The organism is Agromyces molybdatiresistens (assembly GCF_052748445.2).
The window spans coordinates 3,683,914-3,708,688 of record NZ_CM188258.1 but is presented as its reverse complement, the minus strand read 5'-3'; the positions used below and the strand labels follow the sequence as shown (position 1 = coordinate 3,708,688).

The following is a 24,775-nucleotide window of genomic DNA, read 5'->3' as shown; positions in this document are numbered from 1 at the left end:
TCGGGTCAGGGTCGGTCGATGGCGGGCGGCGCCGTGAGCGCGGATGCCGCGAGCTCGGCGGGCGCGTACGGACTCAGCCGCACCACGTCGCCGACCACCACGACCGCGGGCGACCGCACGCCCCGCGCCGCCGCCTGGTGGGCGATCGTGTCGAGCGTGCCGATCGTCACTCGTTGGCGAGGGCCGTACCCATCCTCCACGATCGCGACCGGGCATTCGCCGCCGCGTTCGCCGCGGGCGAGCGTGATCGCCGAGTTCGCGAGCGTGCCGACGCCCATGAGCAGCACGACCGTGTGGTCGCGCGCGCCGCCGAGGGCCCGGATCTGGTCGTGCCCGGTGACGACCGTGAACGTCGTCGCGAGCCCGCGGTGCGTGAGCGGGATGCCGGCGATCGCGGGCACCGACACGGCGCTCGTGATGCCCGGCACGACCTCGACGTCGACGCCGCGCTCGCGGCAGTAGGCGAGCTCCTCGCCGCCGCGGCCGAACACGTACGGGTCGCCGCCCTTCAGCCGCACGACGCGCCTGCCGCCCTGGGCGAGCGTGACGAGCAGCTCGTTGATCGCGTCCTGCGGCACGGCGTGGTGGCCGGGGAGCTTGCCGACGTCGACGATCTCGGCGGTGAGCGCGACGCCCTCGGCGGCGAGCCCGTCGAGCACTGTGCGAGCGCCGAGCCGGTCGGCGACGATGACGTCGGCGGCCTCGAGGGCGCGGAGGCCGCGGATGGTCAGGAGGCCCGGGTCGCCCGGGCCGGCGCCGACGAGCGCCACGTGGCCGTGCTCGATGTCGCCGTCTCGCGCGGCGCGCCCCGAGGCATCCGTCGGCCCGTTCTCGAATGTGTTCTCGGTCATGGGGTTCCTCCCGTGAGTCCGCGGCGGCGCAGCATCCCGCGCTCGACCGGGGCGAAGACGATGAGCTCGATCACGACGCCGATGGCGAGGATCACGAGGATGGTGCCGAGCACCGCCGCGAGGTCGGCGAGGTCGCGACCCTGCTGCAGCAGCGAGCCGAGGCCGAACCCGATCGACCCGCCGAACGCGATGATCTCGGCGGCCATGAGCGAGCGCCACGAGAACGCCCAGCCCTGCTTGAGGCCGGCGAGGTAGCCGGGCAGTGCGGCCGGCAGCACGACGGATGCCGCGAGCTGCAGCCTCGACGCGCCCAGCACGGTCCCGACCCGGCGCAGCTGCGGCGGCACCTGTGCGACGCCCGCGACGAGCCCGTTCACGATCGACGGGATCGCGCCCATGAGCACGACGAAGTACACCGTGGCATCCGAGAGCCCGAACCAGAGGATGGCCGCCGGCACCCACGCGACGGACGGGAGCACCTGCAGGCCCGAGACGAGCGGGCCGAGCGCTCGCCGGAGCGGCGCCCACTCCGCGAGCAGGAGGCCGAGCGGCGTGCCGACCGCGACCGCGATGAGGAAGCCCAGGACGCCCCGCTCGAGGCTCGTCGCGACGGCGAGCTGCAGGCGGCCGTCCTCCCAGGCCTGGCCGAGGGCGGCGGCGACGTCGAGCGGGCCGGGGGCGAGGTCGGGACGGGGGTCGGCGATGACCGTGTACGCCTGCCACGCGGCGACGAGCACGACGAGGAGCAGCACGGGCGGCAGCACCCCGTCGATCGCCCGGCGCCACCACGGCGTGCGGCGGACGGCGGTCGTCTGCAGCCGGTCGAGCCCGGCCTCCAGCGTGCGGAGGTCATCCGCCCCCGCGCTCGCGCCGGCGCTCGCCTCCGCGCTCGCCCCTGCGCTCGCGCTCGCCGATCGAGTCGCCACTTGTGCCGGGTTTTCGGGGGCGGAATGGTGCAGAAGTGGCATCTCGGCGGGGGAGCTGGGCTGGGCGGGCCCGAGCGCGGGAGCGCCGTGCTGGTTCAGCAGGTCGGTGTCATGCGGCATTGCGGCGGATCTCCCTTCGCAGGTGCTCGGTGATCTCGACCGACAGCGCGGACACGGTCGGCGACTCGATGCGGCGCGGGCCGTCGTCGGCGATGCGCCACTCGTTGACGATTCGGCCCGGGCGGCTCGACATGAGCAGCACCCGCTGCCCGAGGCGGGCGGCCTCGCGCACGTTGTGGGTGACGAACACGATCGTGCGACCGGTCTCGCGCCAGACCCGCTCGAGCTCCTCGTGCAGCAGGTCGCGCGTGATCGCATCGAGCGCGGCGAACGGCTCGTCCATGAGCAGCACCGACCGGTCCTGCGCGAGGGCGCGCGCGAGCGCGACGCGCTGCCGCATGCCGCCGGAGAGCTCGTGCGGCCGCTTCTCCGCGGCATCCGCCAAGTGCACCAGGTCGAGCAGCTCGAGCGCCCTCGCGCGGCGCGCGGCGCGGGAGAGACCGGCGTCGCCGAACCGCAGGGCGAGCTCGACGTTGCGGCGCGCGCTCAGCCAGGGCAGCAGCGACGCCTCCTGGAACATCACGGCCGCACGGCCGTCGACGTCGATGGTCCCGGTGGTCGGCTGCTCGAGCCCCGCGATGAGGCCGAGGAGGGTCGACTTGCCGCAGCCCGACGCGCCGAGCAGGCACGCGAACTCGCCCGGCGCGACCGAGAGGTCGATGCCGTCGAGCACGACCGGGCCGTCGGCCGCGTACCGCTTGCCGACGCCCGTGAGGCGGATGGCGGGTGCCGTCGTCATCGCGCACCTCCCCCGAGCCCGGCGTCGTCGATCGGGTCGAGCCCGGCGTCGGCGCGCAGCCGGTCGAGCGCGCGCAGGTCGAGGATCCCCGCGAGGTCGCCGCCCTCCGCCGTTCCCGCAGCGACCGCGTTGCGCTGGAGCACGGGCAGCGTGCCCGCGAACGGGTCGACGGTGGGCGCGACGTGCGCGAGCGCGCGCTCGAGCACCGCGTCGGGCAGCGGCGCGCCGGCGTCATCCGCGAGCCTCGCGTTCACGAGGGCGGGCACCTCCTCGGGGTGCGCCGAGACGAAGGCGACGGATGCCGCGTGGCCGGCCACGAGCGCCGCGACCGCGTCGGGGTGCGCCTCGAGGTACTCCGTGCGCACGACGAGCAGCGTCGTCGGGAACTCCCCGCCGGGCCAGAGCTCGGCCTCGTCGACGAGCACCTCGGCGTCGGCCTCGAGCACGAGCCGGGACGCCCACGGTTCGGGGAGCCACGCGCCGTCGAGCGCACCGGTCCGGAAGAGCTGCAGCGTGCGGGCATTGTCGGTCGGCACGATGTCGACGTCGCCGTCGCCCGTCGGCGAGGTCTCGAGGCCGTGGTCGGCGAGCCAGGTGCGGAGCGCGACGTCCTGCGTGTTGCCGAGCTGCGGCGTCGCGAGCGTCGCACCCCGGAGGTCGTCGACGTCCTCGATGCCGTCGCGCACCACGAGCGCGGCACCTCCGCCGACCGCGCCCGCGACGATCCGGAGCGAGGTGCCGCCGGACTGCACGTAGCTGTTGATCGCGGGACTCGGGCCCAGGTACGCGGCGTCGATCGCCCCGGCGCTCAGCGCCTCGACGGCGGCCGGGCCGGCGTTGAACGGCTGCGGCTCGAGCGACGTCTCCCCGAGCTCGTCGGCGAGGAGGCCGGTCTCGAGCCCGACGAGTGCGGGCAGGTGGGTGACGTTGGCGAAGTAGCCGAGGCGGAGGGCCGAGGCATCCGTCGCCCCGGTCGCGCCGGGCCCGTCGGCCGCGGCACGCCCGACCGATCCGATCACCACGGGCACGATGACGATCGCCGCGGCGACCGCGACGCCGGCGACGAGTTCGCCGAATTGTGCACCGAGCCCGCGGCGGGTCACGCCGGCGCCTCCAGGACGATGCCCGCGGCGAGAGTCGCGCCGTCCTGCGGGTGGATGACGAGGAACGCGCCCGCCCGGCGGTGCGAGGCGTACGGGAGTGCGGCGATCCCGCCCGCGAGCTTCAGGCGCACCACGCCGATGTCGTTGGTCGCCAGCGAGTCGGCGGGCGCGGTCGCGAGCGTGTCGAGGTCGAGGCGTCCGCGGATGTCGGTGACGATCGCCTGCACGGTCGTGGTGCCGTGCTTCACGAGCACCCGTGCGCCGGTGGTGAGGGGTCGCCCGTCGAGCTGGAACACGTCGGCGTCGAGCTCGCGCCGGGGCGCCGGCAGCGACCCGGCGGCGGCGATCACCGCGCCGCGCGCGGCGTCGACGGGGTCGGCGAGGCGCAGCGACACCGACAGCGGGGCGGAGGCCTCGTCGACCGCGACCGGGCCGCGATCGATGCCGACCACCGTGGTCGTGACGCCCGCGGGGAAGACCTCGACGGGGTCGCCGACCCGGACCGTGCCCGACTCGATGCGGCCTGCGAAGGCGCGGTAGTCGCGGAAGTCGCCCGTCGGAGCCTCGAGGCCGTCCTGCGGTCCGACTCGACCACCGGAGGCGAGCTCCGGCGACAGCCCGCCCTGCGGGCGGATCACGAGCTGCACGGGCAGGCGCAGCGCTTCGAGGTCGGTCTCGAGCTCGTCGATCGTCGACAGCTCCTCGAGCAGCTCGAGCAGGCTCGGTCCGTCGTACCAGGGCGTGTTCGCCGAACGCTCGACGACGTTGTCGCCGGCGAGCGCCGACACCGGGATCACGTGCGCGTCGGTCAGGCCGAGCTCGCGGGCGATGTCCGCGACATCCGTCGCCACGGCCTCGAACGCCGCGCGGTCGTAGCCGACCAGGTCGATCTTGTTCACCGCGACGATCACGTGCGGCACGCGGAGCAGCTGCACGACCGCGAGGTGGCGGCGGGTCTGCTCGAGCACGCCGTTGCGCACGTCGACGAGCACGACGACCGCGTCGGCCGTGGCCGAGCCGGTGACCATGTTGCGCGTGTACTGCACGTGGCCCGGGCAGTCGGCGAGGATGAACGACCGGCGCCCGGTCGAGAAGTAGCGGTAGGCGACGTCGATGGTGATGCCCTGCTCGCGCTCGGCGCGAAGCCCGTCGGTGAGGAGCGCGAAGTCGATCGCGCCGGGCTCGCCGCCGAAGCCGCGCTCGGCGGATGTCCGGGCGACGGACTCGAGCGTGTCGGCGAGGATCGCCTTCGAGTCGTGCAGCAGTCGGCCGACGAGCGTCGACTTGCCGTCGTCGACCGAGCCCGCGGTCGCGAAGCGGAACAGCGTGCTCATCAGAAGTATCCGTCCTTCTTGCGGTCCTCCATCGCCGCCTCCGAGAGGCGGTCGTCGGCGCGCGTCGCGCCGCGCTCGGTGAGGGTGGATGCCGCGACCTCGCGCACGATGTCCGGCAGCGTCGCGGCGTCCGAGAGCACCGCGCCGGTGCAGCTCAGGTCGCCGACGGTGCGGTAGCGCACGGTGCGACGCTCGACCGTCTCGCCCTCCCGCGGGGCCGACACGTCGCTCACCGCGCGCCACATGCCGTCGCGCGCATAGACGTCGCGCTCGTGCGCGAAGTACAGCGGCGGAAGCGAGATGCCCTCGCGCTCGATGTAGCGCCACACGTCGAGCTCGGTCCAGTTCGAGATCGGGAACGCGCGCACGTGCTGGCCGACGGTGTGCCGGCCGTTGTACAGGTTCCAGAGCTCGGGGCGCTGGTTCCGCGGATCCCACTGGCCGAACTCGTCGCGCAGCGAGATGATGCGCTCCTTGGCGCGAGCCTTGTCCTCGTCGCGGCGGGCGCCGCCGAAGACGGCGTCGTGCTTCCCGGCCGCGATGGCATCGAGCAGGGGCTGCGTCTGCAGCGGATTGCGCGTGCCGTCCGCGCGCTCCTGGAGGCGGCCGTCGTCGAGGTAGTCCTGCACCGACGCGACCTCGAGCCGGATGCCGAGTCGCGCGACGGTCTCGTCGCGGAACCGCAGCACCTCGGGGAAGTTGTGGCCCGTGTCGACGTGCAGCACGGGGAACGGCACCTTGCCGGGCCAGAACGCCTTGGTCGCGAGGTGCAGCACCACGACGGAGTCCTTGCCGCCCGAGAACAGGAGCACCGGGCGCTCGAACTCGGCGACGACCTCGCGGATGATGTGGATCGCCTCGGCCTCGAGCGCCTCGAGCGCGTCGAGCGCACCCGCACGGGGGCGGGCCTCGGTGAGATTCGTGTCGGTCATAGGTGCAACCCGCATTCCGTCTTGGCGAGGCCGGCCCAGCGGCCCGACCTCGGGTCCTCGCCCGCGGCGACGGGCTGCGTGCACGGCTCGCAGCCGATCGACGGATAGCCGTGCGACATCAGGAGGTTCACCGGGACCTGGTTCGCGCCGGCGTAGTCGAGGAGGTCGTCGAAGGTCCATGCCGCGACGGGATTGACCTTCACGAGTCCGTTCCGCTCGTCGTACGTGACGAGCGGGGTGAGCGCGCGAGTGGGCGCCTCCTCACGGCGGACGCCCGTGAACCACACCTCGTACCCGCTGCCGAGCGCGCGCTGCAGCGGCTCCACCTTGCGGCGGGCGCAGCACAGGCCGGGGTCGCGCGCGAACAGCTCGGCGCCGAACTCGGCGTCCTGCTCGGCGACGGACTGCTCGGGCAGGACGTCGACGACCCGCACGTCGAGCTGCCGGGCGACCTCGTCGCGGGTGACGTGCGTCTCGGCGAAGTGGTAGCCCGTGTCGAGGAACAGCACGTCGACGCCGGGCAGGTGCTGTGCGACGAGGTGCGGGAGCGCGGCATCCGCCATCGAGCAGGCGACGGCCGCGGCATCCGTCGTGAAGTGCGCCGCGACCCAGGCGACGACCTCGGCGGGGGATGCCTCGTGGTCGGTCAGGCTCCGGAGCGCCGCGTTGCCCGCCTCGGCGAGGGCGCGAAGCTCGTCCGCGGAGCGCAGGCCGCCCGCGGTGACCGCGACTCGACCGCTGCGCGCGATGTTCTGCGCGCTCATCGCAGGGCCTCCTCGTCGGCGCGGTGCGCCCACTCGGCGAACGTCTCGTCGGCCGCCGCGTCGCGCTGCTCGAGGAACGTCGTCACCACGCGCTCGACGTAGTCGGCGATGCCGTCGGCGGTGACCTTGAGGCCGCGCACCGTGCGGCCGAGGCCGGCCTCGTCGCGGTCCTGGGAGGCGAGCCCGCCGCCGAGGTGCACCTGGTAGCCGGGCACCTGCTCGCCGTCGATGGTGACGAGCTGGCCCTTGAGGCCGATGTCGGCGGTCTGGATGCGCGCGCACGAGTTCGGGCAACCATTGACGTGCAGGGCGATCGGGTGCGGCAGGTCGAAGGCGTCGAGCCGCTCCTCGAGGTCGAGCACCGCGGCGGTCGCGAACGCCTTCGTCTCGACGATCGCGAGCTTGCAGAACTCGATGCCCGTGCACGCGATCGTGCCGCGCCGGATGAGGCTCGGCCGTGCCTGGAGCCCGAGCTCGTCGAGGCCGGCGATGAGCGACTCGACCCGGTCCTCGGGGATGTCGAGGACGACGACCTTCTGGTGCGGGGTCGTGCGCAGGCGCGTCGACCCGTGCGCCTCGACGAGGTCGGCGAGCTTGGTGAGCGTCGGGCCGGAGACGCGCCCGACGATCGGCGTGGCGCCCACGTAGAAGCGGCCGTCCTTCTGGCGGTGCACGCCGACGTGGTCGCCGGTCGTCGCCGGGGTCGGCGCCGCGGGCCCGTCGGGCAGGGGCGCGCCGAGGTACTCGGTCTCGAGCACCTGACGGAACTTCTCCACGCCCCAGTCGGCGAGCAGGAACTTCAGCCGCGCCTTGTTGCGCAGTCGCCGGTAGCCGTAGTCGCGGAAGATCTGCGCGACGCCGTGCCACACGTCGGCGACGAGCGGCGGCGCGACGAACACCCCGAGCCGCTCGGCCAGCCGCGGCGCGGTCGAGAGCCCGCCGCCGACCCACAGGTCGTAGCCCACGCCCAGCGAGGGGTGCTCGACCGCGACGAACGCGACGTCGTTGATCTCGTGCACGACGTCCTGCGACGGGTGCCCGGTGAGGGCCGACTTGAACTTGCGCGGCAGGTTCGCGAGCGACTCGTCGCCGATGAAGCGCGAGGTGATCTCGTCGATCTGCGGGGTCGGGTCGATGAGCTCGTCGGCGGCGATGCCGGCGACCGGCGAGCCGAGGACCACGCGCGGCACGTCGCCGCACGCCTCGGTGGTGCCGAGCCCGACCGCCTCGAGCCGACGCCAGATCTCGGGCACGTCCTCGACGCGGATCCAGTGCAGCTGCACGTTCTGACGGTCGGTCAGGTCGGCCGTGTCGCGGCCGAACTCCGTCGAGATGCCGCCGATGACCCGCAGCTGCTCGGTCGTGAGCTGCCCGCCGTCGATGCGGACGCGCAGCATGAAGTACTCGTCCTCGAGCTCGTGCGGCTCGAGCGTCGCCGTACGGCCGCCGTCGATGCCGGGCTTCCGCTGCGTGTACAGCCCCCACCAGCGGAACCGGCCGTGCAGGTCGGTCGGGTCGATCGAGGCGAAGCCGCCCTCGGCGTAGACCCGCTCGATGCGCTCGCGCACCGCGAGACCGCCGTCGGCCTGCTTCCACTCCTCGTTCGCGTTGAGCGGCGCGGTGCCGTCGACCTTCCACTGCCCGTTCGGCTTCGCCGAGGGGCGGGGCGTGCGGATGTCGCGTGCCGGGCGCTCGACGCGCGCGGGACGCTCGGCGCGCTCGGCGCGCGGTCCGCGCGTCGCGGCATCCGTCGTCTCGATCGTCACGGCTCCCCCTCTCGTCCCGCGCCCCGTTCGGGGCACGTGGTTGACGACGGTACGAGGCTCGAGCGGATGCCGGTAGGCGGCCCCGTCACGTTCGGTCACCCCGTGTCGCACGGCGTCACATGCCGTCGCAGACCGTCACGCGTCGGCGCCGCAGCATCCGCGGCCGGGCGTCCCCGCGCGGTGTCGCCGGTGCGTGGGACGATCCGCAGGACGGACGGCGGGAGGACGGAGTGCGGGGCGAGGCGACCGTGTTGCACGCAGATCTCGACGCGTTCTACGCCTCGGTCGAGCAGCGCGATGCTCCCGAGCTGCGCGGGCGGCCGGTCATCGTCGGGGGCGGCGTCGTGCTGGCGGCGAGCTACGAGGCGAAGGCCCGCGGAGTGCGCACCGCGATGGGCGGCCGGCAGGCGCGAGACCTGTGCCCGGACGCCGTGGTCGTCCCTCCACGCATGGACGCCTACTCGACCGCCAGTCGAGCCGTGTTCGCGATCTTCCGCGACACGACGCCCATGGTCGAGGGACTCTCCATCGACGAGGCGTTCCTGGAGGTCGGCGGTCTCCGACGTCTCGCGGGCACGCCCGAGCAGATCGCCGTGCGACTGCGTGAGCGGGTTCGCGCGGAGGTGGGGCTGCCGATCTCGGTCGGGATCGCGCGGACCAAGTTCCTGGCCAAGGTGGCGAGCGCCGTCAGCAAACCCGACGGACTGCTGGTCGTCGAGCCCGAGCGCGAGGAGGCGTTCCTGCTTCCGCTGCCGGTCGAACGGCTGTGGGGCGTCGGGGCCGTCACCGCCGAGAAGCTGCATCGGCTCGGCATCCGCACCGTCGGGCAGCTCGCCGAGCTCGAGTCCGATGCGGCCGAGCGGCTGTTGGGCCGGGCGACCGGTGCCCACCTGCACGCGCTGGCCCGGCTCCGCGACCCGCGGCCGGTCGACACCACCCGGCGCCGCGGATCGATCGGTTCCCAGCGCGCGCTCGGCAGCCGACCGCGCTCACCCGGCGAGCTCCAGGTCATCCTGACCCAGATCGTCGATCGACTCGCTCGGCGCCTGCGCGATGGCGGTCGGACGTGCCGCACGGTCGTGCTGAGGCTCCGCTACGGCGACTTCGCGAAGGCCACGCGATCGCGCACGCTCCTCTCGGCGACCGACCGCACCGCGGTGCTGCTCACGGTCGCTCACGGGCTGCTCGCCGCGGCGCAGCCCGGGATCGCGGAACGCGGCATCACACTGATCGGCGTCTCGCTGTCGCAGTTGGCCCGCGGCGACGGCGTCCAGCCGGAACTGCCGATCGACTGGGGCGACGGGGTGGCCCTCGACACGGTGCTCGACTCGGTCCGCGATCGCTTCGGCGCGGCATCCGTCGCGCGCGCCGCGCAGCTCGGGCGCGACCCGGGGTGGGATGCGCCGCTGCTCCCAGAACACGAGTGATGAGCCCGGACGGCGCTGCAGGGGACGCGGAGCGCCTCAGGCGGACCCGCGCGCGGATGTCGCGTAGCGCTCCAGCACGATGTCGACGAGCTCCTGCGGCGCAGGCTCGTCGGGTACGAGCAGGGGCGCGGCCGTGACCTCAGCCCCTGCCGCACGCGCGAGATCGTCGAAGTAGCCGGGAGCCAGCAGGTAGTTCGCCACGACGACGCGAGCCTCGGCGCCGGCTGCCGCGCGCGCCGCGGTGACGGCCTCGGGCAGGCGCGGTTCGGCCGCCGACAGGAACCCGACCGTCACGTCGCGCCCGGATGCCGCGGCGAGCCGCCGCGCCTGCTCGACGCAGTCGTCGACCGCTCGCCGATCGCTCGAGCCCGCGACCGCCAGCACGACCCGGTCGTCGTCGCGCAGGCCCGCCTCTCGGAGACGACGCAGCAGCAGGATCGCGAGCCGGTCGTCCGGGCCCAGGGCGCCGGCGAGCGCGACCGGTCGCGCGGTCTCCTCCGCGACGGCCTCGGTGAGGTCGACGTACACGTGGTACCCCGCCGAGAGCAGCAGCGGCACCACCACGGCCGGCTCGCCGTCGGCGAGGGTCGCCAGGGTCGTGGGCACGTCGGGCTGTTCGACGTCGACGTGTCCGAGGCGCACGCTCGGCGTGGCATCCGGATGCCGCTGCGCCATCGCCCGGGCGACGGCGTCGTGCAGCCCGCGCACCGCACGGCGCCCCTCCGGTGAGGACGTGCCGTGCGAGATGCCGACGAGGGCCGGAGGTCGCGCGTTCATCTGCCCATCGTCGCAAACCGGCCGGGCAGGACGCAGGCCGGCGTCGCCCGATGACGGGTCAGAAGCTCGTGACGAGGTCGCCGAGCACCTCGTCGACCTCGGTCGGGTCGGTCGCGTCGTAGTAGTGCGCGCCGGTCGCGCTCGAGATCGACTGCAGGGTCTTCACGTCGGCGTCGGCGCCGTAGGCGAGCGTGAAGACGAGGACCGGGGAGGAGTGATGCAGGTGCTCGAGCGTGTCGAGCATCTGCTGCGACGATGTGCTCGGCGCCTCGGTCTCGTTGCGGCCGTCGCTGAGCAGCACGATCGCGTTGATGCGGTCGGGGTCGAAGTCGTCGGCCTGCCGCTTCGCGAAGGTGTCGACGGCCTCGTACAGGGGCGTCCACTCGATCGGTTCCAGCTTGTCGAGCGCCGACTCGAAGCGGTCGCGGGTGTCGGCGATGTCGTCGACGGCGCTCACCTCGCCGGGGGCGAGCGGCTGCGCGTCGACCTCCGAGAAGGCCGCGAGGCCCACGTGGTCGCCGTCGGAGAAGTGGTCGAGCGAGAGCTCGATCGCGTGCTTCGCGGCCGCGAGCTTCGACTCGCCGGTCTCGATGGGGTCGCTCATCGACCCCGAGACGTCGAGGAGGAATAGCACGTTCGCCCGCTTGCGGACGTCGGGGAACGCCTCGTGCATCGCGACCACGACCTGCGGCTCGGGGAAGTCGAGCCCGGCATCAGGGGCCTCGGCGAGCGCGCCGACCTCCTCGACCTCAGGGTCGAGCTCGCCGTTGAGGTCGCGGTAGCCGGCCTCGCGCACGATCGCCTGGCCCTCCTTCGTGCCCGCGAAGCGCAGGAAGTCCTCGGCCGCAGCGGCCTCGCCCTCGTCGACCCAGGCGCCGGTCAGGACGACGGCCGGATTGTCGGCGACGTAGTAGCCGTCGGTCGGGTAGATGGGCACGAGCTGCTCGGCGGGCGGTTCGGCCTCGATCCGCGTGACGCCGTCGCGGCTCGTGATGCCGCGGTTGTAGTCCCACACCGACTTCTCGTCGACGATGACGGCCGAGAGGAAGTCGGCGGCGGAGCCGCCCGCGTCGGCGGCCTGCCTGGCGTGCCAGAGGAAGTGCTCGGGCGTGGCCATGTAGTGGCTCGTCGCGAGCTCGTGCTGCTTCACCTCGTCGGTGATCTCGTCGTCGGTGATGTCGTCGGCGGTGAGGTCGGCGATCGATCCGGCGGCCGCACCGTAGGACGCGAGCATGGCGGCCTCGCCGGAGCTGGCGATGACCGGGCTCGTCTTGCCGAGCTTGAACTCGCCCCACTCGGGGTGGTCGAGGTCGGTCCAGACGTCGGCGTCGTCGGACGTCGCGAACACCTCGGCCCAGGTCGGCGGCTCCTCGTCCCAGCCGATGGCCGCGGCGAGCGGTTCGGGCATGGCGAGCACGATGTCGGAGGACCCGACGCTCGCTCCCTCGGCCGGGACGTTCGCCGATCCCCCGGCCTCGCGGGCGACGCCGAGCCAGGAGCGGGCATCGGGGATCCAGACGACGGGCCGTTCATCCTCGGCTGCCTCCGAGAACCCGACCGCCGCCTCCTCGGCGGCGATGCCCGACTTGTCCTTCGATGCGACGACCGTGACGCACGAGCCGTCGACGTCGCGAGGCTCGGCGTTGTAGCCCTCGGCGAGGCGTGCGACCATCTCGGCGTTCTCGAACGACGACAGCACCGGGACCGTCGTGCAGGGCTCGGCGCCGGACTCGGCCGCCGGCTCGTCGTCCGGGAAGACGATCGGCTCCGGTTCGGCCGCCTCGCTGGGCGCGGCCGTCGTGCCGCCCTGGTTCGCGAGGACCAGTGCGGTCACCGCCCCGCCGATGACGAGGACGGCGGCGATTCCCGCCGCCACGGCGGCCCACAGGCCGCGCCGACGACGCCGACGGCGCTCCTCGCGCAGCTGGCTGCGATCGCGTCGGGTCGGGACGTTGCTCGGCTCGTCGGGCATCGCTCCTCCAGTCGGGACGGCTGGCTCGATCGTGAGCCTAGCTCAGCAGGCTGCGACGACGCAGGGAACGTCCACCGGACACGGCGTCGGGGGTCACGACGTCGCGTTCAGCATCCCGATGACCACGGCCGTCCACCACGCCGTCTGGGACACGACCGCGCTCGCCACGAACCAGGCGCGCGCGCGTCGCGGCAGCGACCGGAACCTCGCGGTGGGCGGAAGCCGCCCCAGGTCGGACGTCCAGCGGGTGAGCGCGACCCCGTTGAGGCTCAGCACCAGCACGGCGACGAGCTTGACCTGCGTGGCCGTCGCGGTGAGGTCGGGCTCGAGCAGCGCACCGCTCGCGAGCAGCCCCGCGAGTCCCGCCCAGACGGGGAGGATCATCGTGCGGTCGGCCTGGCGCAGTTCCCGCACGGTGCTCCACCCGGTCGCCCAGAGGAGTGCGTGCCACTCGATCATCAGCACGGCGCCGAGCCCGACCACGAGCGATGCGAGGTGCACGAAGAGCGCCGCGCCGTGCAGCCAGGCGGGCGGGCTGAGCAACGTGCTGAGCCAGACCGTCAGCGCCCAGGCCGCCGTCACCGCGGCATAGGCGACGGCGCGCCCGCGTCGCCTGCGGGCCTGCTTCTGCCTGATCGTGGTCGTCACGTGCGAGCGCCGGCCTCTCGTCGGTCGCACGCGATCGCACGTGCGCATCCCGTTCCGCTTGGCCTCACCTTAGCGAGCGCGTGTTTCGGCGCGGTTCCGGCGATCGCCGGCGGCGAGCGGCCCGCCGGCGGCGAGCGGATGCCGCTACTCGGCGACCAGCGCGAGGGACGTGTCGCCGCACGGCACCACGTCGGCGCCGCCGGGCAGCCGCAGCGCGCCGATGACCCGGCCCTCGGCCTCGGCCTCCCGGAGCGGCGCGAGCGCCTCGGGGAGCCCGTCGAGGCGGAGCAGCGCGCCGGTCGCCCGGTGCGCGTCGGTCGAGGTGACGATGCGGCCCGACGCGTTGACGATCGTCAGGGTCCGGTCGGCGCCGCGCAGCACGGGCAGGAGCACCTGCTCGAGCCGGGCCACGTACATGTCGGCGCCGACGAGCCCGACCATGTCGCCGCCGATCGAGACCGGCGTCGTCACGGTCACCGTGTAGTCGTCGGTGCAGAGGTAGTCGACGTACGGGCCGGTCAGGTGCCGGGAACCGGTGCGCTCGGGCACGCGCCACCACTCGAGCGTGGTGTAGTCGCGGAACGACTCGGCATCGGGGTCGCTCACCGCGTCGAGACGACGGATGCCGCGTGCCGGCACGCCGCGGAACGGGTTGCCGTCGCTCAGCCACCACGCGAGGTGCCACGGCGCGTCGGCGAGGTAGCCGGGCGCCGCGACGAAACCGGCTCCCGTGATCAGCGTGCCCGGCCGGTCGAGTTCCGCCGCGACGGTCGCCGCGACGGCGGGGTCGAGCTCGGCCGCCCGCGGCTCGGGGTCGCCGGCGAGCCGCTCGCCGAGTGCTCGCTGCCACTCGTCGATGAGGGCGAACACCGGGTCGATCACGTCCGCGATCCGCGACGCGATCGCGGTGGCGCCGGCGGCGACGGCCTGCTGCGTCATGGCGCGCTCCCTTCCTCACGGGCGGCCGGTGGTGCGGAGGTCTCGAGCCGCACCTTCTCGTCGATGAGCCACTCGACCGCCGAGCCGATGTGCGTCGTGGTCGCGCGGCGGGCGGCCGTGCCATCCGCCGCCCTGATCGCGTCGATCACCGCGAGGCGGTGTTCCCTCGTGCCGTCACGGTACTCCTGTTCCCGCAGGCACAGCCAGAGCAGTGCGCCGGCCTCGGCCTGGAGGCGCAGCTCCTCGTGCACGAGCCGGGGGGACTGGCTGATCGCCGCGACCTCGAGCTGGAAGCGCCCGGCCGCGCGGCGTGCGCCGCCGGGGGTCGCGAGGTCGGCTCGCGCGTCGATCTCGACGAGCGAGGCCACGTCGTCGTCGCTCGCGCGGTCGGCGGCGACCTCGGCGGCGGTCCCGGCGATCGCGGTGTAGTGCAGCGACAGGTCGCGCAGTTCGATGCGGCTGAGTGCGCGGACGCGTTCCTCCGTGATCCGCAGCGACGCGTCGGCGTCGTAGGTGACGAAGCTGCCGCCGTCGCGGCCGCGACGCGTGCGCACGAGTCCCTTGTGCCGCAGGGCGACGAGCGCCTCGCGCGCGGTCACGGGCGCGACGCCGAGGAACCTCGCGAGGTCGGCCTCGCTCGGCAGCCGCTCGCCGTCGCGGAGCACGCCCGACGCGATGGCGTCGGTGAGGCGCTGCTCGACGAGCTCGGCGCGTCCCGCGCCCTCGAGCGGGGAGAAGACGACGGCGCGGGCGGCGTCGGCGCGCGCGGTGGCGTGCGGCATCCGTCCTCCTCGATCGAGCGCTCCCGGATCGCCTCGCCCCCCGGACTGGGGTCGGCTGCCGGCGAATCCGTGATGCGACCGTAACACGGGCCTCTGGACTATGACATATGGATTCATAGGATTAAGAACCACGCCATCGAAGGAGAGGCCCATGACCGACCCGCAGCCGGCCATCCGGCTCACCGGACTCACCAAGGAGTTCGGAGCCGTCACCGCCGTCGACCACGTCGACCTCGAGATCGCCGCGGGCGAGTTCTTCTCCATGCTCGGCCCGTCCGGCTCGGGAAAGACCACGGTGCTCCGGCTCATCGCCGGCTTCGAGCAGCCCACGAGCGGCACGATCCGGCTCTTCGGCGACGACGTCACCAAGCGCGCGCCGTTCGACCGCGACGTGAACACCGTGTTCCAGGACTACGCCCTCTTCCCGCACATGAACGTGCTCGAGAACGTCGCCTACGGCCTCCGCGTCCGCGGCATCGGCAAGCGGGAGCGCGTCGATCGGGCGCGTCGCGCCCTCGCCTCGGTGCGCCTCGAGCAGATGGCGGACCGGAAGCCGTCGCAGCTCTCCGGCGGCCAGCGCCAGCGCGTCGCCCTCGCCCGCGCGACCGTCGTCGAGCCCAAGGTCCTCCTGCTCGACGAGCCGCTCGGTGCGCTCGACCTGAAGCTCCGCGAGCAGATGCAGGTCGAGCTGAAGGAGATCCAGCGCGAGCTCGGCATCACGTTCATCTTCGTCACGCACGACCAGGAGGAGGCGCTGACGCTCTCCGACCGCGTCGCGGTCTTCAACGACGGCCGCATCGAGCAGCTCGGCACGCCGGCGGAGCTCTACGAGCGGCCGACCTCGCGCTTCGTCGCCGACTTCGTCGGCACGTCGAACCTGTTCGACGACGCCGTCTCGCGGGCGCTCCTCGGTCGCGGCGGCGTGCACTCCGTGCGCCCGGAGAAGATGGCCGTCGGTTCGGGCGAGACGGGGGCCGACGTGCACAACGCCCCCGGCACGGTCGTCGAGACGATCTACCTCGGCAGCGGCATCCGCCTCGTCGTCGACCTCGACGCCGGCGTGCGCGTGAGCGCGCTCGAGCAGAACGACCGCAACCGGGTCCACGACGACGAGCGCGGCGACCGCGTCGTCGTCAGCTGGCACGACGACGACGTCGTCGCCCTCGGCGGGGCGGATGTCTCGCCCGCGCCGGCCGCCTAGGTGCCGATCCGGCCCTCCGGGCCGGCTCGACCTCCGATCGCACCACCCATCCACCCAGAGAACCAGGAGAGAACCATGATGCGCACCCCGCGCACGGCGCGCCGCGGCGCGACCGTCGGCATCGCGATCGGCTCGATCGCCCTGCTCACCCTGACCGCCTGCGGCACGACGTCGGGCGGCTCCGCGTCCACCGACGACGTGCTCACCGAGCTCGGCGAGGCCGAGGGCCAGGTCTCGATCCTCGCGTGGCCCGGCTACGTCGAGGACGGATCGAACGACCCGGCCGTCGACTGGGTCACCCCCTTCGAGGAGGAGACCGGCTGCGAGGTCACCTCGAAGACCTACGGCACCTCCGACGAGGCCGTGAACCTCATGAAGACCGGCGAGTACGACGTCGTCGCCGCGTCCGGCGACGCGACGCTCCGCCTCATCGCGGGCGGCGAGGTCGCGCCCGTCAACACCGACCTGATCCCGAACTACGAGGGCGTCTTCGACTTCCTCAAGGAGAAGGAGTGGAACTCGGTCGACGGGCAGTCCTACGGCGTGCCGCACGGCTACGGCGCCAACCTCCTCATGTACAACACGGAGGTCTTCACCGAGGCGCCGACCTCGTGGGACGTCGTGTTCGACAAGGCGGACGAGAACGCCGGCAAGGTGACCGCCTACGACTCGCCGATCTACATCGCCGACGCCGCGGTCTACCTCATGACGCACCAGCCCGAACTCGGGATCGAGAACCCCTACGCCCTCGACGAGGAGCAGTTCCAGGCCGCGGTCGACCTGCTGAAGCAGCAGCGCGAGTCGGTCGGCGAGTACTGGTCGGACTACCTGAAGGAGATCCAGGCGTTCGAGACCGGCGACTCGGTCGTCGGCACGACGTGGCAGGTCATCCAGAACGTGCTCGCCGGTTCCGGCGCGCCGACCGAGGTCGTCCTCCCCGAGGAGGGCGCGACCGGCTGGTCGGACACCTGGATGGTCGCCTCCGACGCGGCGAACGTGAACTGCGCGTACATGTGGCTCGACTACATCGCCAGCCCCGAGGCGAACGCGACCGCGACCGCCTACTTCGGCGAGGCGCCCTCGAGCCAGGAGGCCTGCGAGTACCGCGACGACTGCGAGGCCTACCACGCAGGTGACGAGGAGTACGCGTCGCAGATCTGGTACTGGACGACCCCGATCGCCGAGTGCGTCGACGGTCGCACCGACGTCGAGTGCGTCGACTACGCGCAGTGGACCGCTGCGTGGCAGGAGATCAAGGGCTGAGCCCGATCGCCCGCGCGGGCCGGGGAGCACCTCCCCGGCCCGCACACCCCCGTTCCCCCCTGAGCACCACCGAACAGGAAGCAGCATGACGATGAACGCGACGGCACCGGCATCCGTCGGCTCCTCGACCGGCCCCGCACCAGGAGGCGCGCCGCGCCGCGGCATCCCCAGGCCGAAGGCCACCCCGGCCCGCCGCGGTTCGGTGTTCCTCAGCTCGCACCCCCGCGTCCGCCTCGGCTTCCTGATCGCCGCGCCGCTGTTCTGGCTCGGCCTCGTCTACGTCGTCGCGCTCGCCGCCCTGCTCGTCACGGCGTTCTGGTCGGTCGACAGCTTCACCGGCGAGATCACGACCGAGTGGACGCTCGACAACGTCATCACGGTGCTCACGGGGTCGCTGTACCAGACGGTGACGCTCCGGACGATCGGCGTCGCGCTGCTCGTCACGATCATCGACGTCGCCCTCGCCCTGCCGATCGCGTTCTACATGGCGAAGGTCGCCTCGCCGCGCGCCCGCCGCATCCTGGTCATCGCGGTGCTCATGCCGCTCTGGGCGAGCTACCTCGTCAAGGCCTACGCCTGGCGCTCGGTGCTCTCGCAGGACGGCATCCTCGAGTGGGTGCTGGCGCCGTTCGGCCTGCACACCCCCGGCTACGGGTTGCCCGCGACCGTCATCACGCTGTCCTACCTCTGGCTGCCGTACGTGATCCTGCCGATCTTCGCCGGGCTCGAGCGCGTGCCCGACTCGCTGCTCGAGGCATCCGCCGACCTGGGCGGCAAGACCTGGTCGACCGTCCGCCACGTCGTCCTCCCCATGGCGCTGCCCGCGATCATCGCCGGCACGATCTTCAGCTTCTCCCTCTCGCTCGGCGACTACATCACGGTCAACATCGTCGGCGGCGCGAGCCAGATGCTCGGAAACCTCGTCTACACGAACGTGGGCGCGGCGAACAACCTGCCGCTCGCGGCGGCGATCGCGCTCATCCCGATCGCGATCATCTTCGGCTACCTCGCGCTCGTGCGTCGCACGGGCGCCCTGGACAACCTGTAAGGGGCGACGGATGCGACTCTCCCGACTCTCGCGCACGACGCTCGCCGTCGTCGCCGGCCTCATCCTCGTGATCGTGTACGTGCCGCTCGGCGTCGTGCTCGTCAACTCGTTCTCGACCTCGACGTCGCTCAGCTGGCCGCCGCCCGGTTTCACGCTCGAGTGGTGGCAGCGCGCATTCCAGTCGGCGGGCGCGATGGAGGCCGTCGGCACGAGCGTGTTCGTCGCGATCGTCTCGACCGCGATCGCCCTCGTGCTCGGCACGCTCATCTCGTTCGCGCTCCAGCGCTTCGACTTCTTCGGACGCCACACCGTGAACCTGCTCGTGATCCTGCCGATCGCACTGCCCGGCATCATCACGGGCATCGCGCTGAACAACTTCTTCCGCACGATCATGGGCGTGCCGCTCTCGATCTGGACGGTGATCATCGCGCACGCCACCTTCTGCATCGTGACGGTGTTCAACAACGTGATCGCCCGCCTGCGCCGCACCGGAACGAACCTCGAGGAGGCTTCCGCCGACCTGGGCGCCGGGGTCTGGACGACGTTCCGGCTCGTGACCTTCCCCCAGCTGCGCTCGGCGCTCCTCGCGGGCGGCCTCCTCGCCTTCGCGCTGTCGTTCGACGAGATCATCGTGACGACGTTCACGGCGGGGTCCGGCGTCACGACGCTGCCGATCTTCATCCTGAACAACATGTTCCGGCCCAGCCAGGCGCCGATCGTCTCGGTGATCGCGGTCGTGCTCGTGCTCGTCTCGATCATCCCGATCTGGCTCGCGCAGCGCCTGTCGGGCGACGAGCAGCAGCGGCGGTAGCTCGCGCACGGCCCGGCCAGCGCCATCCGCCACCCCCGCTCTGCGCCATCCGCCACCCCCGCTCTGCGCCGTCCGAGCTCGATCGAGATGCCACTTCCTGCGGGATCGCCGGGCGCATTCCGGGCTCAGGTGGCATCTCGAGCCACGGGATGCGGGCGGGGAAAGGGGGCAGAATGGGCGCATGGATGCCACGCCGACGTCGTCCTTCTCCGCCTCGCTGCCCGGGTGGCTGGTCGCCGAACTGCCGACGCTCGCTGCTCGCCGGCTGGCCGACGACGACGAGCGGATGTCGCTCGCGATCGAGCTCGCGGACCGGAACTGGCGGGAGGGCAACGGCGGGCCCTTCGCCGCGCTCGTCGTCGACGCGGCATCCGGTGAACTGGTCTCCGCCGGGGTCAACATCGTGCTCTCGAGCGGGCTCAGCTCGCTGCACGCCGAGGTGACCGCGCTCTCGCTCGCGCAGCGCCGGCTCGGCCGGTGGGACCTCGGCGCCGGCGGCGCCGAACTCGAGCTCGTCGTCAACTGGGCGACGTGCGTCATGTGCTACGGCGCGACCATGTGGTCGGGCGTTCGTCGGCTCGTGATCGCCGGCGACGGCGACGAGTGCCAGCGGCTCACCGGCTTCGACGAGGGGCCGATGCCGACCGACTGGGCGGGGGAGTTCGAGCGCCGCGGCATCCGCGTCCGCTCGGGCGTGCGCCGCGACGAGGCGATCGATGTCTTCCGAGCCTTCGGGGCGTCGGATGCGGTCGTCTACAACGCGCGCGGCGCGACCGAGCGGTAGGCCCGGCCGCGCCGCGGCGGTCGTGGGGATGGGTCGGCGTCAGCCGACGTGACGGTCGTGGTGGTCGCGGTGACGGCGCGGGTCGACGTGGCCGTGGCCGCCGCCTGCGGGGTCGTCGTGGTGCAGGTGGACGTGCACGTGGACGTCCTCCCGCCGGCGGTCCCAGCCGGGACCGCGGCGGTGGCCGTGGCCCTGGCCGCGCCATCGGTCATGGTCGTGCGACTCATCGACGGCCCGCGGCGGCAGGCCCCGGCGGGCACCGTCTCCGTGGTGCATCCAGGACCGGCGGCCGAACGCGCCGAAACCCGGGACGCGACGCCCGCGCCGGCGGCCGGGCTCGGGCGTCGAGCCGTCCCAGCCGAGCTCGCGCGCGATGGCCTCGAGCGAGGCGACCGTCGTGGCGTACTCCTCGTCGGAGACCGCCGAGCGCACGCGCTCGCGAACGGCCTGCACGCTCGTGGTGAGGGCGTCGAGCGCCCCGCGGCCGGAGTCGGTCAGCGACCAGGCGCCGGGTCCGCCGGTCACCCAGCCGCGCTCGACGAGGTCGTCGAGCTTGTGCGGGCGTGCGGCGAGCCGAGCCTCGAGGCGCTCGTCGCGGACCTCTCCCGCGACGAGGTTGAGCCGACGCCAGTCGCGCCGGGTGACGCCCCGGTCTGCCAGCGCGGCGTCGAGCTCTGCGGCGATGCGCCGGTCGACGACCTTCAGCCAGAAGCCCAGTGGGCGGATGCCGCTTCCCGGCGTCTCCGGGGAGGCGCCGGCGCCGGGCGTCTCGACGGGCCGGTCGTGCTCGTGGTCTTCGAATCGTTCGTGGGTGTTCATGGGATTCCTCTCGTGGGCGCACGGTGGCGCCGTGGTGCGGTGCGCGCCCATCGGGCGCGGTCGGGGAGCCGCGAGTGCGGCGTCGGGACGGATCGTCTCGATTCGAGCCCTGTGGATTCGCAGGGTTTCCATGTCGTGTGACATGCACATGCATCATGACATGGAAACCCATCACATGTCAAGTGACATGTATTCTGGGGGCATGAGCGACGACGAGACCGGGTCCGACGTCGGCGACCCCGTCGAGCGCATCGAGCAGGCCCTCGCGTCGCTCCGACGCGGCGGCCGCTCGCACTGGGGTCCGCCGCACGGCGGACGTCCGGGGCGCAGCCCGTTCTTCGGGCCGGGCGGCCCGCACCGCCATGGCGCCCACGGTCACGGCGACGGGGTGCCCGCCGATCCGACGGAGCAGGGCGACGCCGCGCCCTCCGGGCCGCCCGGTCGCAGCGGCCCGTTCGGCGGCCCCGGCCCGCGCGGACCGTGGGAGTTCCGGGTCGGGCCGGTCGCACGGGCGCGGCTCCTGGCCACGCTCCACGCCGCGGACCGCCCGATGAGCGTCACCGAGCTCGCCGGCGCCATCGGCGTCGACCAGCCTCGCGCGAGCCGGCTCGTCCAGGCCGCGGTCGCCGAGGGGCTCGTCGTGCGCGAGGCCGACCCCGACGACGCGCGACGCACGCGCGTGCGCATCACCGAGGCCGGCCGCGCCGCGGTACGTGCGGCGAGCAGCACGCGCCGACGCGCGATCGAATCCGCGCTCGACGACTTCACCGACGAGGAGCGCGAACGGTTCGCCGATCTCCTCGGCCGGTTCGCGATCGGGCTGCGACGGGCGCATCCGCCGCACGACTGACCTGCTCCCGCGGCATCGGACCGCGCCCGCACGATCGCCCTGCTCATCTGAGCAGCGCGCCTGCCAGGTGCTGCACATTCGCGTGCATCACGTGAACGTCTCGTGACAGGGCTTCCCCGCCGCTCGCCGCCTCCATAGGCTGACGCCGTCCGGGGGTCAGGGTGGCCCTCTGTCGCGTGCCGGAGGTGCCGAGATGCAACGACCCGTCCAACGCCTGACCGTGGGGCTCACCGCGGCCGCCCTCATGGGGGTGGGAATCGCGGTGCCGGCGGGTGCCGCAACCGCGGCGGAGGTCGCGCCATCCGACCTCATCATCAGCGAGTACGTCGAGGGCTCGTCGTTCAACAAGGCGATCGAGTTCCACAACCCGACCGACGCCGACATCCCGCTCGCGGGCTACTCGCTCGAGGTCTACTTCAACGGCAGCGCCACGGCGACGTCGGCAGGCACGTTCGCCCTCTCGGGTACCGTCGCCGCCGGCGACGCCTTCGTCTTCGCCGACGAGGACCTCGCCGCGTATGCGGATCAGATCACGGCGAGCAGCCTCTGGAACGGCGACGACGCCATCGTCCTGAAGCGCGGCGACAATATCGTCGACTCGCTCGGGCAGGTCGGGGTCGACCCGGGCAGCGAATGGGGCACCGGTCTCACTTCGACCGCCGACAACACCCTGCGCCGCAATGCGAGCGTCTGCGTCGGCGATACGAATCCCACCGACGTGTTCGACCCGTCCGTCGAGTGGACCGGCTACGCGCAGAACACCTTCGACGGTCTCGGCTCGCACGCATGCGGCGAGGACCCGCCCGACCCCGTCGCCGACTGCGAGGCCGACGTGCTCGCGATCGGCGAGGTGCAGGGTGACGGGAACGCGTCCCCACTCGTCGGCAGCAGCGTCGAGATCGAGGGTGTCGTGACCGGCGACTTCCAGGTGGGCGGCTTCAACGGGTACTACCTGCAGGACGCGGGCGACGGCGACGCCGGGACCTCCGACGGCATCTTCGTCTTCGCTCCCGGAGGGGCCGCGGTCGACGAGGGCGATCTCGTGCACGTCGTCGGCACGGTCAGCGAGTTCAACGGCCTCACCGAGATCACCGCGACGGTCGTGTCGGTCTGCGACAGCGGCCTCGCGCTGCCGCCTGCGACCGAGGTGATGCTCCCGTGGGACGACGCGACCTACGAGGCCCTCGAAGGCATGCGCGTCACGCTCCCGCAGGAGCTCACCGTCATCGAGTACTTCAACTTCGACCGATTCGGCGAGATCGTCCTCGGCACCGAGCGACAGATGCAGCCGACCGCGGTGTACGAGCCCGGATCGCAGAACGCGATCGACCTCGCCGATGCGAACCGAATGAACCGCATCACCCTCGACGACGGGCGAAGCGTGCAGAACCCCGACCCGGCCATCCATCCGAACGGTGAGGAGTTCACGCTCGCGAACACCTTCCGCGGCGGCGACCTGGTGCAGAACGTCACGGGCGTGCTCGACTACCGGTTCAACCTGTGGCGCGTGCAGCCCACCGAAGGCGCCGACCACACCGCGGCCAATCCGCGAACCGACGTGCCGGAGGTCGGCGGCGACTTCAGCGTCGCCAGCTTCAACGTGCTGAACTACTTCACCACGCTGGGGTCCCGCGGCGCCGCGACGCCCGAGGAGTTCGACCGCCAGGAGTCGAAGATCGTCGCCGCGCTCGCGGAGATCGACGCCGACGTCTTCGGTCTCATCGAGATCGAGAACAACGGCGATGACGAGGTCAGCGCGCTCGACACCCTCGTCGCCGCGCTCAACGAGAAGCTCGGCGCGGAGGTCTATGCCGCCGTCGACACCGGCGTCATCGGCACCGACGAGATCACCACGGCGTTCATCTACAAGCCCTCCGAGGTCGAGCTCGTCGGGACGTGGCAGATCCTCGACGAGACCGTCGATCCGCGATTCGACACCGACCTCAACCGGCCGGCGCTCGCGCAGACCTTCGCCGACGTCGAGACCGGCGAGGAGGTCACGGTCGTCGTGAACCACTTCAAGTCGAAGGGCAGCGACTGCGACGACGTCGGCGACCCCGACACGGGAGACGGCCAGGGCAACTGCAACCTGACCCGCACCGCGGCCGCCGAGGCACTCGCCGATTGGCTCGCCACCGGTCCGACCGGGGCGGAGCCGGGCCGCGACCTCATCATCGGCGACCTCAACTCGTACGACAAGGAGGACCCGATCCAGGCCCTCGTCGCGGCCGGCTACACCGACCTGCTCCTCAGGGAACAGGGCGAGAACGCCTACTCGTACGTGTTCGACGGACAGATCGGCTACCTCGACTACGCCCTCGTCGGTCCGGGCCTGATCGACAACGTCACCGACGCCGCGACATGGTCGATCAACGCCGACGAGCCCGACCTGCTCGACTACCTCATGGGATTCAAGCAGGACGCCCAGGACGCGATCTTCGCGCCCGACGCGTACCGCTCGAGCGACCACGACCCGGTGCTCGTCGGCTTCGACTTCGTGCCGCCGGAGCTCTCGGTGACGGTCGACCCCGAGCTGGTCTTCCCGCCGAACGCCAAGTGGGCGACGGTCGAGTTCGAGATCGAGGCGACGGATGCCTCCGGCGGCGAGGTCACGGTCGAGCTGGTCGAGGCGACCGCCGAGGGGCACAAGGCCGAGGTCGAGGTCGTGTCCGACACGGAGGCGCGCGTGATGGCCCGCCAGGGTGCGGTCTACACGTTCCTCTTCGAGGCGACGGACCCGAGCGGCAACACCACCACGCAGGAGGTGACGGTCACGGTCGGGCCGTAGGCCGCAGCAGATCCGACGGCGCGTCGCCCCCTCCCCGGGCGACGCGCCGTCGTTCTGTCTCCGGACGGATCGCGCGCGGCGCGTGCCGGCGGTCCCGGGGCGGATGCCGGATGCCCTCGCCGCCGGACGCG

Annotated in this window: 22 protein-coding genes; 8 read left to right on the top strand and 14 right to left on the bottom strand. The window is 72.6% G+C overall.

Going from position 1 to position 24,775, the window contains the following annotated elements:
* Positions 1-5 precede the first annotated feature (5 nt).
* The 8 genes from cobA to ACULK2_RS17140 all read right to left on the bottom strand — a co-directional run bounded on the left by cobA (position 6) and on the right by ACULK2_RS17140 (position 8,535).
* A complete protein-coding gene (cobA, locus tag ACULK2_RS17175) occupies positions 6-851 on the bottom strand; it encodes a uroporphyrinogen-III C-methyltransferase (protein WP_445967921.1) in 846 nt (281 codons plus the stop codon).
* The gene (locus ACULK2_RS17170) at positions 848-1,819 is read right to left on the bottom strand and encodes an ABC transporter permease (protein WP_445968218.1); all 972 of its coding nucleotides are present in this window, start codon (positions 1,817-1,819) and stop codon (positions 848-850) included. Before ACULK2_RS17170 ends, cobA begins: the two co-directional genes overlap by 4 nt.
* Before the next feature lie 67 nt (positions 1,820-1,886).
* The gene (locus ACULK2_RS17165) at positions 1,887-2,636 is read right to left on the bottom strand and encodes an ABC transporter ATP-binding protein (RefSeq protein ID WP_445967922.1); all 750 of its coding nucleotides are present in this window, start codon (positions 2,634-2,636) and stop codon (positions 1,887-1,889) included.
* Positions 2,633-3,739: an ABC transporter substrate-binding protein gene (locus tag ACULK2_RS17160; protein ID WP_445967923.1), complete on the bottom strand. Its 1,107-nt coding sequence runs from the start codon at positions 3,737-3,739 to the stop codon at positions 2,633-2,635. Before ACULK2_RS17160 ends, ACULK2_RS17165 begins: the two co-directional genes overlap by 4 nt.
* A complete protein-coding gene (locus ACULK2_RS17155) occupies positions 3,736-5,073 on the bottom strand; it encodes a sulfate adenylyltransferase subunit 1 (protein WP_445967924.1) in 1,338 nt (445 codons plus the stop codon). The genes ACULK2_RS17160 and ACULK2_RS17155 overlap by 4 nt, the downstream gene beginning before the upstream one ends.
* Positions 5,073-6,005: a sulfate adenylyltransferase subunit CysD gene (cysD, locus tag ACULK2_RS17150; RefSeq protein WP_445967925.1), complete on the bottom strand. Its 933-nt coding sequence runs from the start codon at positions 6,003-6,005 to the stop codon at positions 5,073-5,075. The genes ACULK2_RS17155 and cysD overlap by 1 nt, the downstream gene beginning before the upstream one ends.
* Complete coding sequence (locus ACULK2_RS17145) at positions 6,002-6,769, bottom strand: phosphoadenylyl-sulfate reductase (RefSeq protein ID WP_445967926.1); 768 nt, start codon at positions 6,767-6,769, stop codon at positions 6,002-6,004. The genes cysD and ACULK2_RS17145 overlap by 4 nt, the downstream gene beginning before the upstream one ends.
* The gene (locus ACULK2_RS17140; protein WP_445967927.1) at positions 6,766-8,535 is read right to left on the bottom strand and encodes a nitrite/sulfite reductase; all 1,770 of its coding nucleotides are present in this window, start codon (positions 8,533-8,535) and stop codon (positions 6,766-6,768) included. The genes ACULK2_RS17145 and ACULK2_RS17140 overlap by 4 nt, the downstream gene beginning before the upstream one ends.
* A gap of 230 nt (positions 8,536-8,765) precedes the next feature.
* Here ACULK2_RS17140 and dinB point away from each other — a divergent pair, with 230 nt between their 5' ends.
* Positions 8,766-9,962, top strand: coding sequence for a DNA polymerase IV (dinB, locus tag ACULK2_RS17135; RefSeq protein WP_445968219.1), 1,197 nt, complete (start codon positions 8,766-8,768; stop codon positions 9,960-9,962).
* 36 nt (positions 9,963-9,998) lie between these two features.
* On the opposite strand, the gene ACULK2_RS17130 is transcribed toward dinB, so the two are convergent.
* The 5 genes from ACULK2_RS17130 to ACULK2_RS17110 all read right to left on the bottom strand — a co-directional run bounded on the left by ACULK2_RS17130 (position 9,999) and on the right by ACULK2_RS17110 (position 15,080).
* Positions 9,999-10,739 (bottom strand): sirohydrochlorin chelatase, encoded by a 741-nt coding sequence (locus tag ACULK2_RS17130; protein WP_445967928.1) that lies wholly within the window; start codon positions 10,737-10,739, stop codon positions 9,999-10,001.
* A gap of 58 nt (positions 10,740-10,797) precedes the next feature.
* A complete protein-coding gene (locus ACULK2_RS17125) occupies positions 10,798-12,711 on the bottom strand; it encodes a vWA domain-containing protein (RefSeq protein WP_445967929.1) in 1,914 nt (637 codons plus the stop codon).
* A gap of 93 nt (positions 12,712-12,804) precedes the next feature.
* The gene (locus ACULK2_RS17120) at positions 12,805-13,359 is read right to left on the bottom strand and encodes a hypothetical protein (RefSeq protein WP_445967930.1); all 555 of its coding nucleotides are present in this window, start codon (positions 13,357-13,359) and stop codon (positions 12,805-12,807) included.
* A 144-nt stretch (positions 13,360-13,503) separates the two neighbouring features.
* Positions 13,504-14,298 carry a PDC sensor domain-containing protein gene (locus ACULK2_RS17115; RefSeq protein ID WP_445967931.1) on the bottom strand — a complete coding sequence of 265 codons (795 nt, stop codon included), beginning with the start codon at positions 14,296-14,298 and terminating at the stop codon, positions 13,504-13,506.
* Positions 14,295-15,080, bottom strand: a complete 786-nt coding sequence (locus tag ACULK2_RS17110) for a FadR/GntR family transcriptional regulator (RefSeq protein WP_445967932.1) — start codon at positions 15,078-15,080, stop codon at positions 14,295-14,297. Before ACULK2_RS17110 ends, ACULK2_RS17115 begins: the two co-directional genes overlap by 4 nt.
* A gap of 151 nt (positions 15,081-15,231) precedes the next feature.
* On the opposite strand from ACULK2_RS17110, the gene ACULK2_RS17105 reads away from it, so the two are divergent.
* The 5 genes from ACULK2_RS17105 (at position 15,232) to ACULK2_RS17085 (ending at position 20,187) form a co-directional block, all read left to right on the top strand.
* Entirely contained in the window at positions 15,232-16,281 is a 1,050-nt protein-coding gene (locus tag ACULK2_RS17105) for an ABC transporter ATP-binding protein (RefSeq protein ID WP_445967933.1), read from the top strand.
* A 75-nt stretch (positions 16,282-16,356) separates the two neighbouring features.
* Positions 16,357-17,544, top strand: a complete 1,188-nt coding sequence (locus ACULK2_RS17100; protein WP_445967934.1) for an ABC transporter substrate-binding protein — start codon at positions 16,357-16,359, stop codon at positions 17,542-17,544.
* Between the two features lie 85 nt (positions 17,545-17,629).
* Positions 17,630-18,592: an ABC transporter permease gene (locus tag ACULK2_RS17095; RefSeq protein WP_445967935.1), complete on the top strand. Its 963-nt coding sequence runs from the start codon at positions 17,630-17,632 to the stop codon at positions 18,590-18,592.
* Positions 18,593-18,602: 10 nt separating this feature from the next.
* Entirely contained in the window at positions 18,603-19,403 is an 801-nt protein-coding gene (locus tag ACULK2_RS17090; protein ID WP_445967936.1) for an ABC transporter permease, read from the top strand.
* A gap of 181 nt (positions 19,404-19,584) precedes the next feature.
* Entirely contained in the window at positions 19,585-20,187 is a 603-nt protein-coding gene (locus ACULK2_RS17085; protein ID WP_445967937.1) for a nucleoside deaminase, read from the top strand.
* A 39-nt stretch (positions 20,188-20,226) separates the two neighbouring features.
* Here the strand turns inward: ACULK2_RS17085 and ACULK2_RS17080 are convergent, their stop codons facing one another.
* A complete protein-coding gene (locus ACULK2_RS17080) occupies positions 20,227-21,006 on the bottom strand; it encodes a winged helix DNA-binding protein (protein ID WP_445967938.1) in 780 nt (259 codons plus the stop codon).
* 202 nt (positions 21,007-21,208) lie between these two features.
* Here ACULK2_RS17080 and ACULK2_RS17075 point away from each other — a divergent pair, with 202 nt between their 5' ends.
* Together ACULK2_RS17075 and ACULK2_RS17070 are read left to right on the top strand one after the other, a co-directional pair.
* Positions 21,209-21,856 (top strand): MarR family winged helix-turn-helix transcriptional regulator, encoded by a 648-nt coding sequence (locus ACULK2_RS17075; RefSeq protein ID WP_445967939.1) that lies wholly within the window; start codon positions 21,209-21,211, stop codon positions 21,854-21,856.
* Between the two features lie 193 nt (positions 21,857-22,049).
* Complete coding sequence (locus ACULK2_RS17070; protein WP_445967940.1) at positions 22,050-24,644, top strand: ExeM/NucH family extracellular endonuclease; 2,595 nt, start codon at positions 22,050-22,052, stop codon at positions 24,642-24,644.
* Positions 24,645-24,775: the final 131 nt, after the last annotated feature.

What these genes read in the sequence shown, in the direction of transcription:
- cobA (WP_445967921.1), bottom strand. Translation starts at nt 851, where the DNA reads ATGACCGAGAACACATTCGAGAACGGGCCGACGGATGCCTCGGGGCGC.
- ACULK2_RS17170 (WP_445968218.1), bottom strand. Translation starts at nt 1,819, where the DNA reads ATGCCACTTCTGCACCATTCCGCCCCCGAAAACCCGGCACAAGTGGCG.
- ACULK2_RS17165 (WP_445967922.1), bottom strand. Translation starts at nt 2,636, where the DNA reads ATGACGACGGCACCCGCCATCCGCCTCACGGGCGTCGGCAAGCGGTAC.
- ACULK2_RS17155 (WP_445967924.1), bottom strand. Translation starts at nt 5,073, where the DNA reads ATGAGCACGCTGTTCCGCTTCGCGACCGCGGGCTCGGTCGACGACGGC.
- cysD (WP_445967925.1), bottom strand. Translation starts at nt 6,005, where the DNA reads ATGACCGACACGAATCTCACCGAGGCCCGCCCCCGTGCGGGTGCGCTC.
- ACULK2_RS17145 (WP_445967926.1), bottom strand. Translation starts at nt 6,769, where the DNA reads ATGAGCGCGCAGAACATCGCGCGCAGCGGTCGAGTCGCGGTCACCGCG.
- ACULK2_RS17130 (WP_445967928.1), bottom strand. Translation starts at nt 10,739, where the DNA reads ATGAACGCGCGACCTCCGGCCCTCGTCGGCATCTCGCACGGCACGTCC.
- ACULK2_RS17125 (WP_445967929.1), bottom strand. Translation starts at nt 12,711, where the DNA reads ATGCCCGACGAGCCGAGCAACGTCCCGACCCGACGCGATCGCAGCCAG.
- ACULK2_RS17115 (WP_445967931.1), bottom strand. Translation starts at nt 14,298, where the DNA reads ATGACGCAGCAGGCCGTCGCCGCCGGCGCCACCGCGATCGCGTCGCGG.
- ACULK2_RS17110 (WP_445967932.1), bottom strand. Translation starts at nt 15,080, where the DNA reads ATGCCGCACGCCACCGCGCGCGCCGACGCCGCCCGCGCCGTCGTCTTC.
- ACULK2_RS17105 (WP_445967933.1), top strand. Translation starts at nt 15,232, where the DNA reads ATGACCGACCCGCAGCCGGCCATCCGGCTCACCGGACTCACCAAGGAG.
- ACULK2_RS17100 (WP_445967934.1), top strand. Translation starts at nt 16,357, where the DNA reads ATGATGCGCACCCCGCGCACGGCGCGCCGCGGCGCGACCGTCGGCATC.
- ACULK2_RS17095 (WP_445967935.1), top strand. Translation starts at nt 17,630, where the DNA reads ATGACGATGAACGCGACGGCACCGGCATCCGTCGGCTCCTCGACCGGC.
- ACULK2_RS17090 (WP_445967936.1), top strand. Translation starts at nt 18,603, where the DNA reads ATGCGACTCTCCCGACTCTCGCGCACGACGCTCGCCGTCGTCGCCGGC.
- ACULK2_RS17085 (WP_445967937.1), top strand. Translation starts at nt 19,585, where the DNA reads ATGGATGCCACGCCGACGTCGTCCTTCTCCGCCTCGCTGCCCGGGTGG.
- ACULK2_RS17080 (WP_445967938.1), bottom strand. Translation starts at nt 21,006, where the DNA reads ATGAACACCCACGAACGATTCGAAGACCACGAGCACGACCGGCCCGTC.
- ACULK2_RS17075 (WP_445967939.1), top strand. Translation starts at nt 21,209, where the DNA reads ATGAGCGACGACGAGACCGGGTCCGACGTCGGCGACCCCGTCGAGCGC.
- ACULK2_RS17070 (WP_445967940.1), top strand. Translation starts at nt 22,050, where the DNA reads ATGCAACGACCCGTCCAACGCCTGACCGTGGGGCTCACCGCGGCCGCC.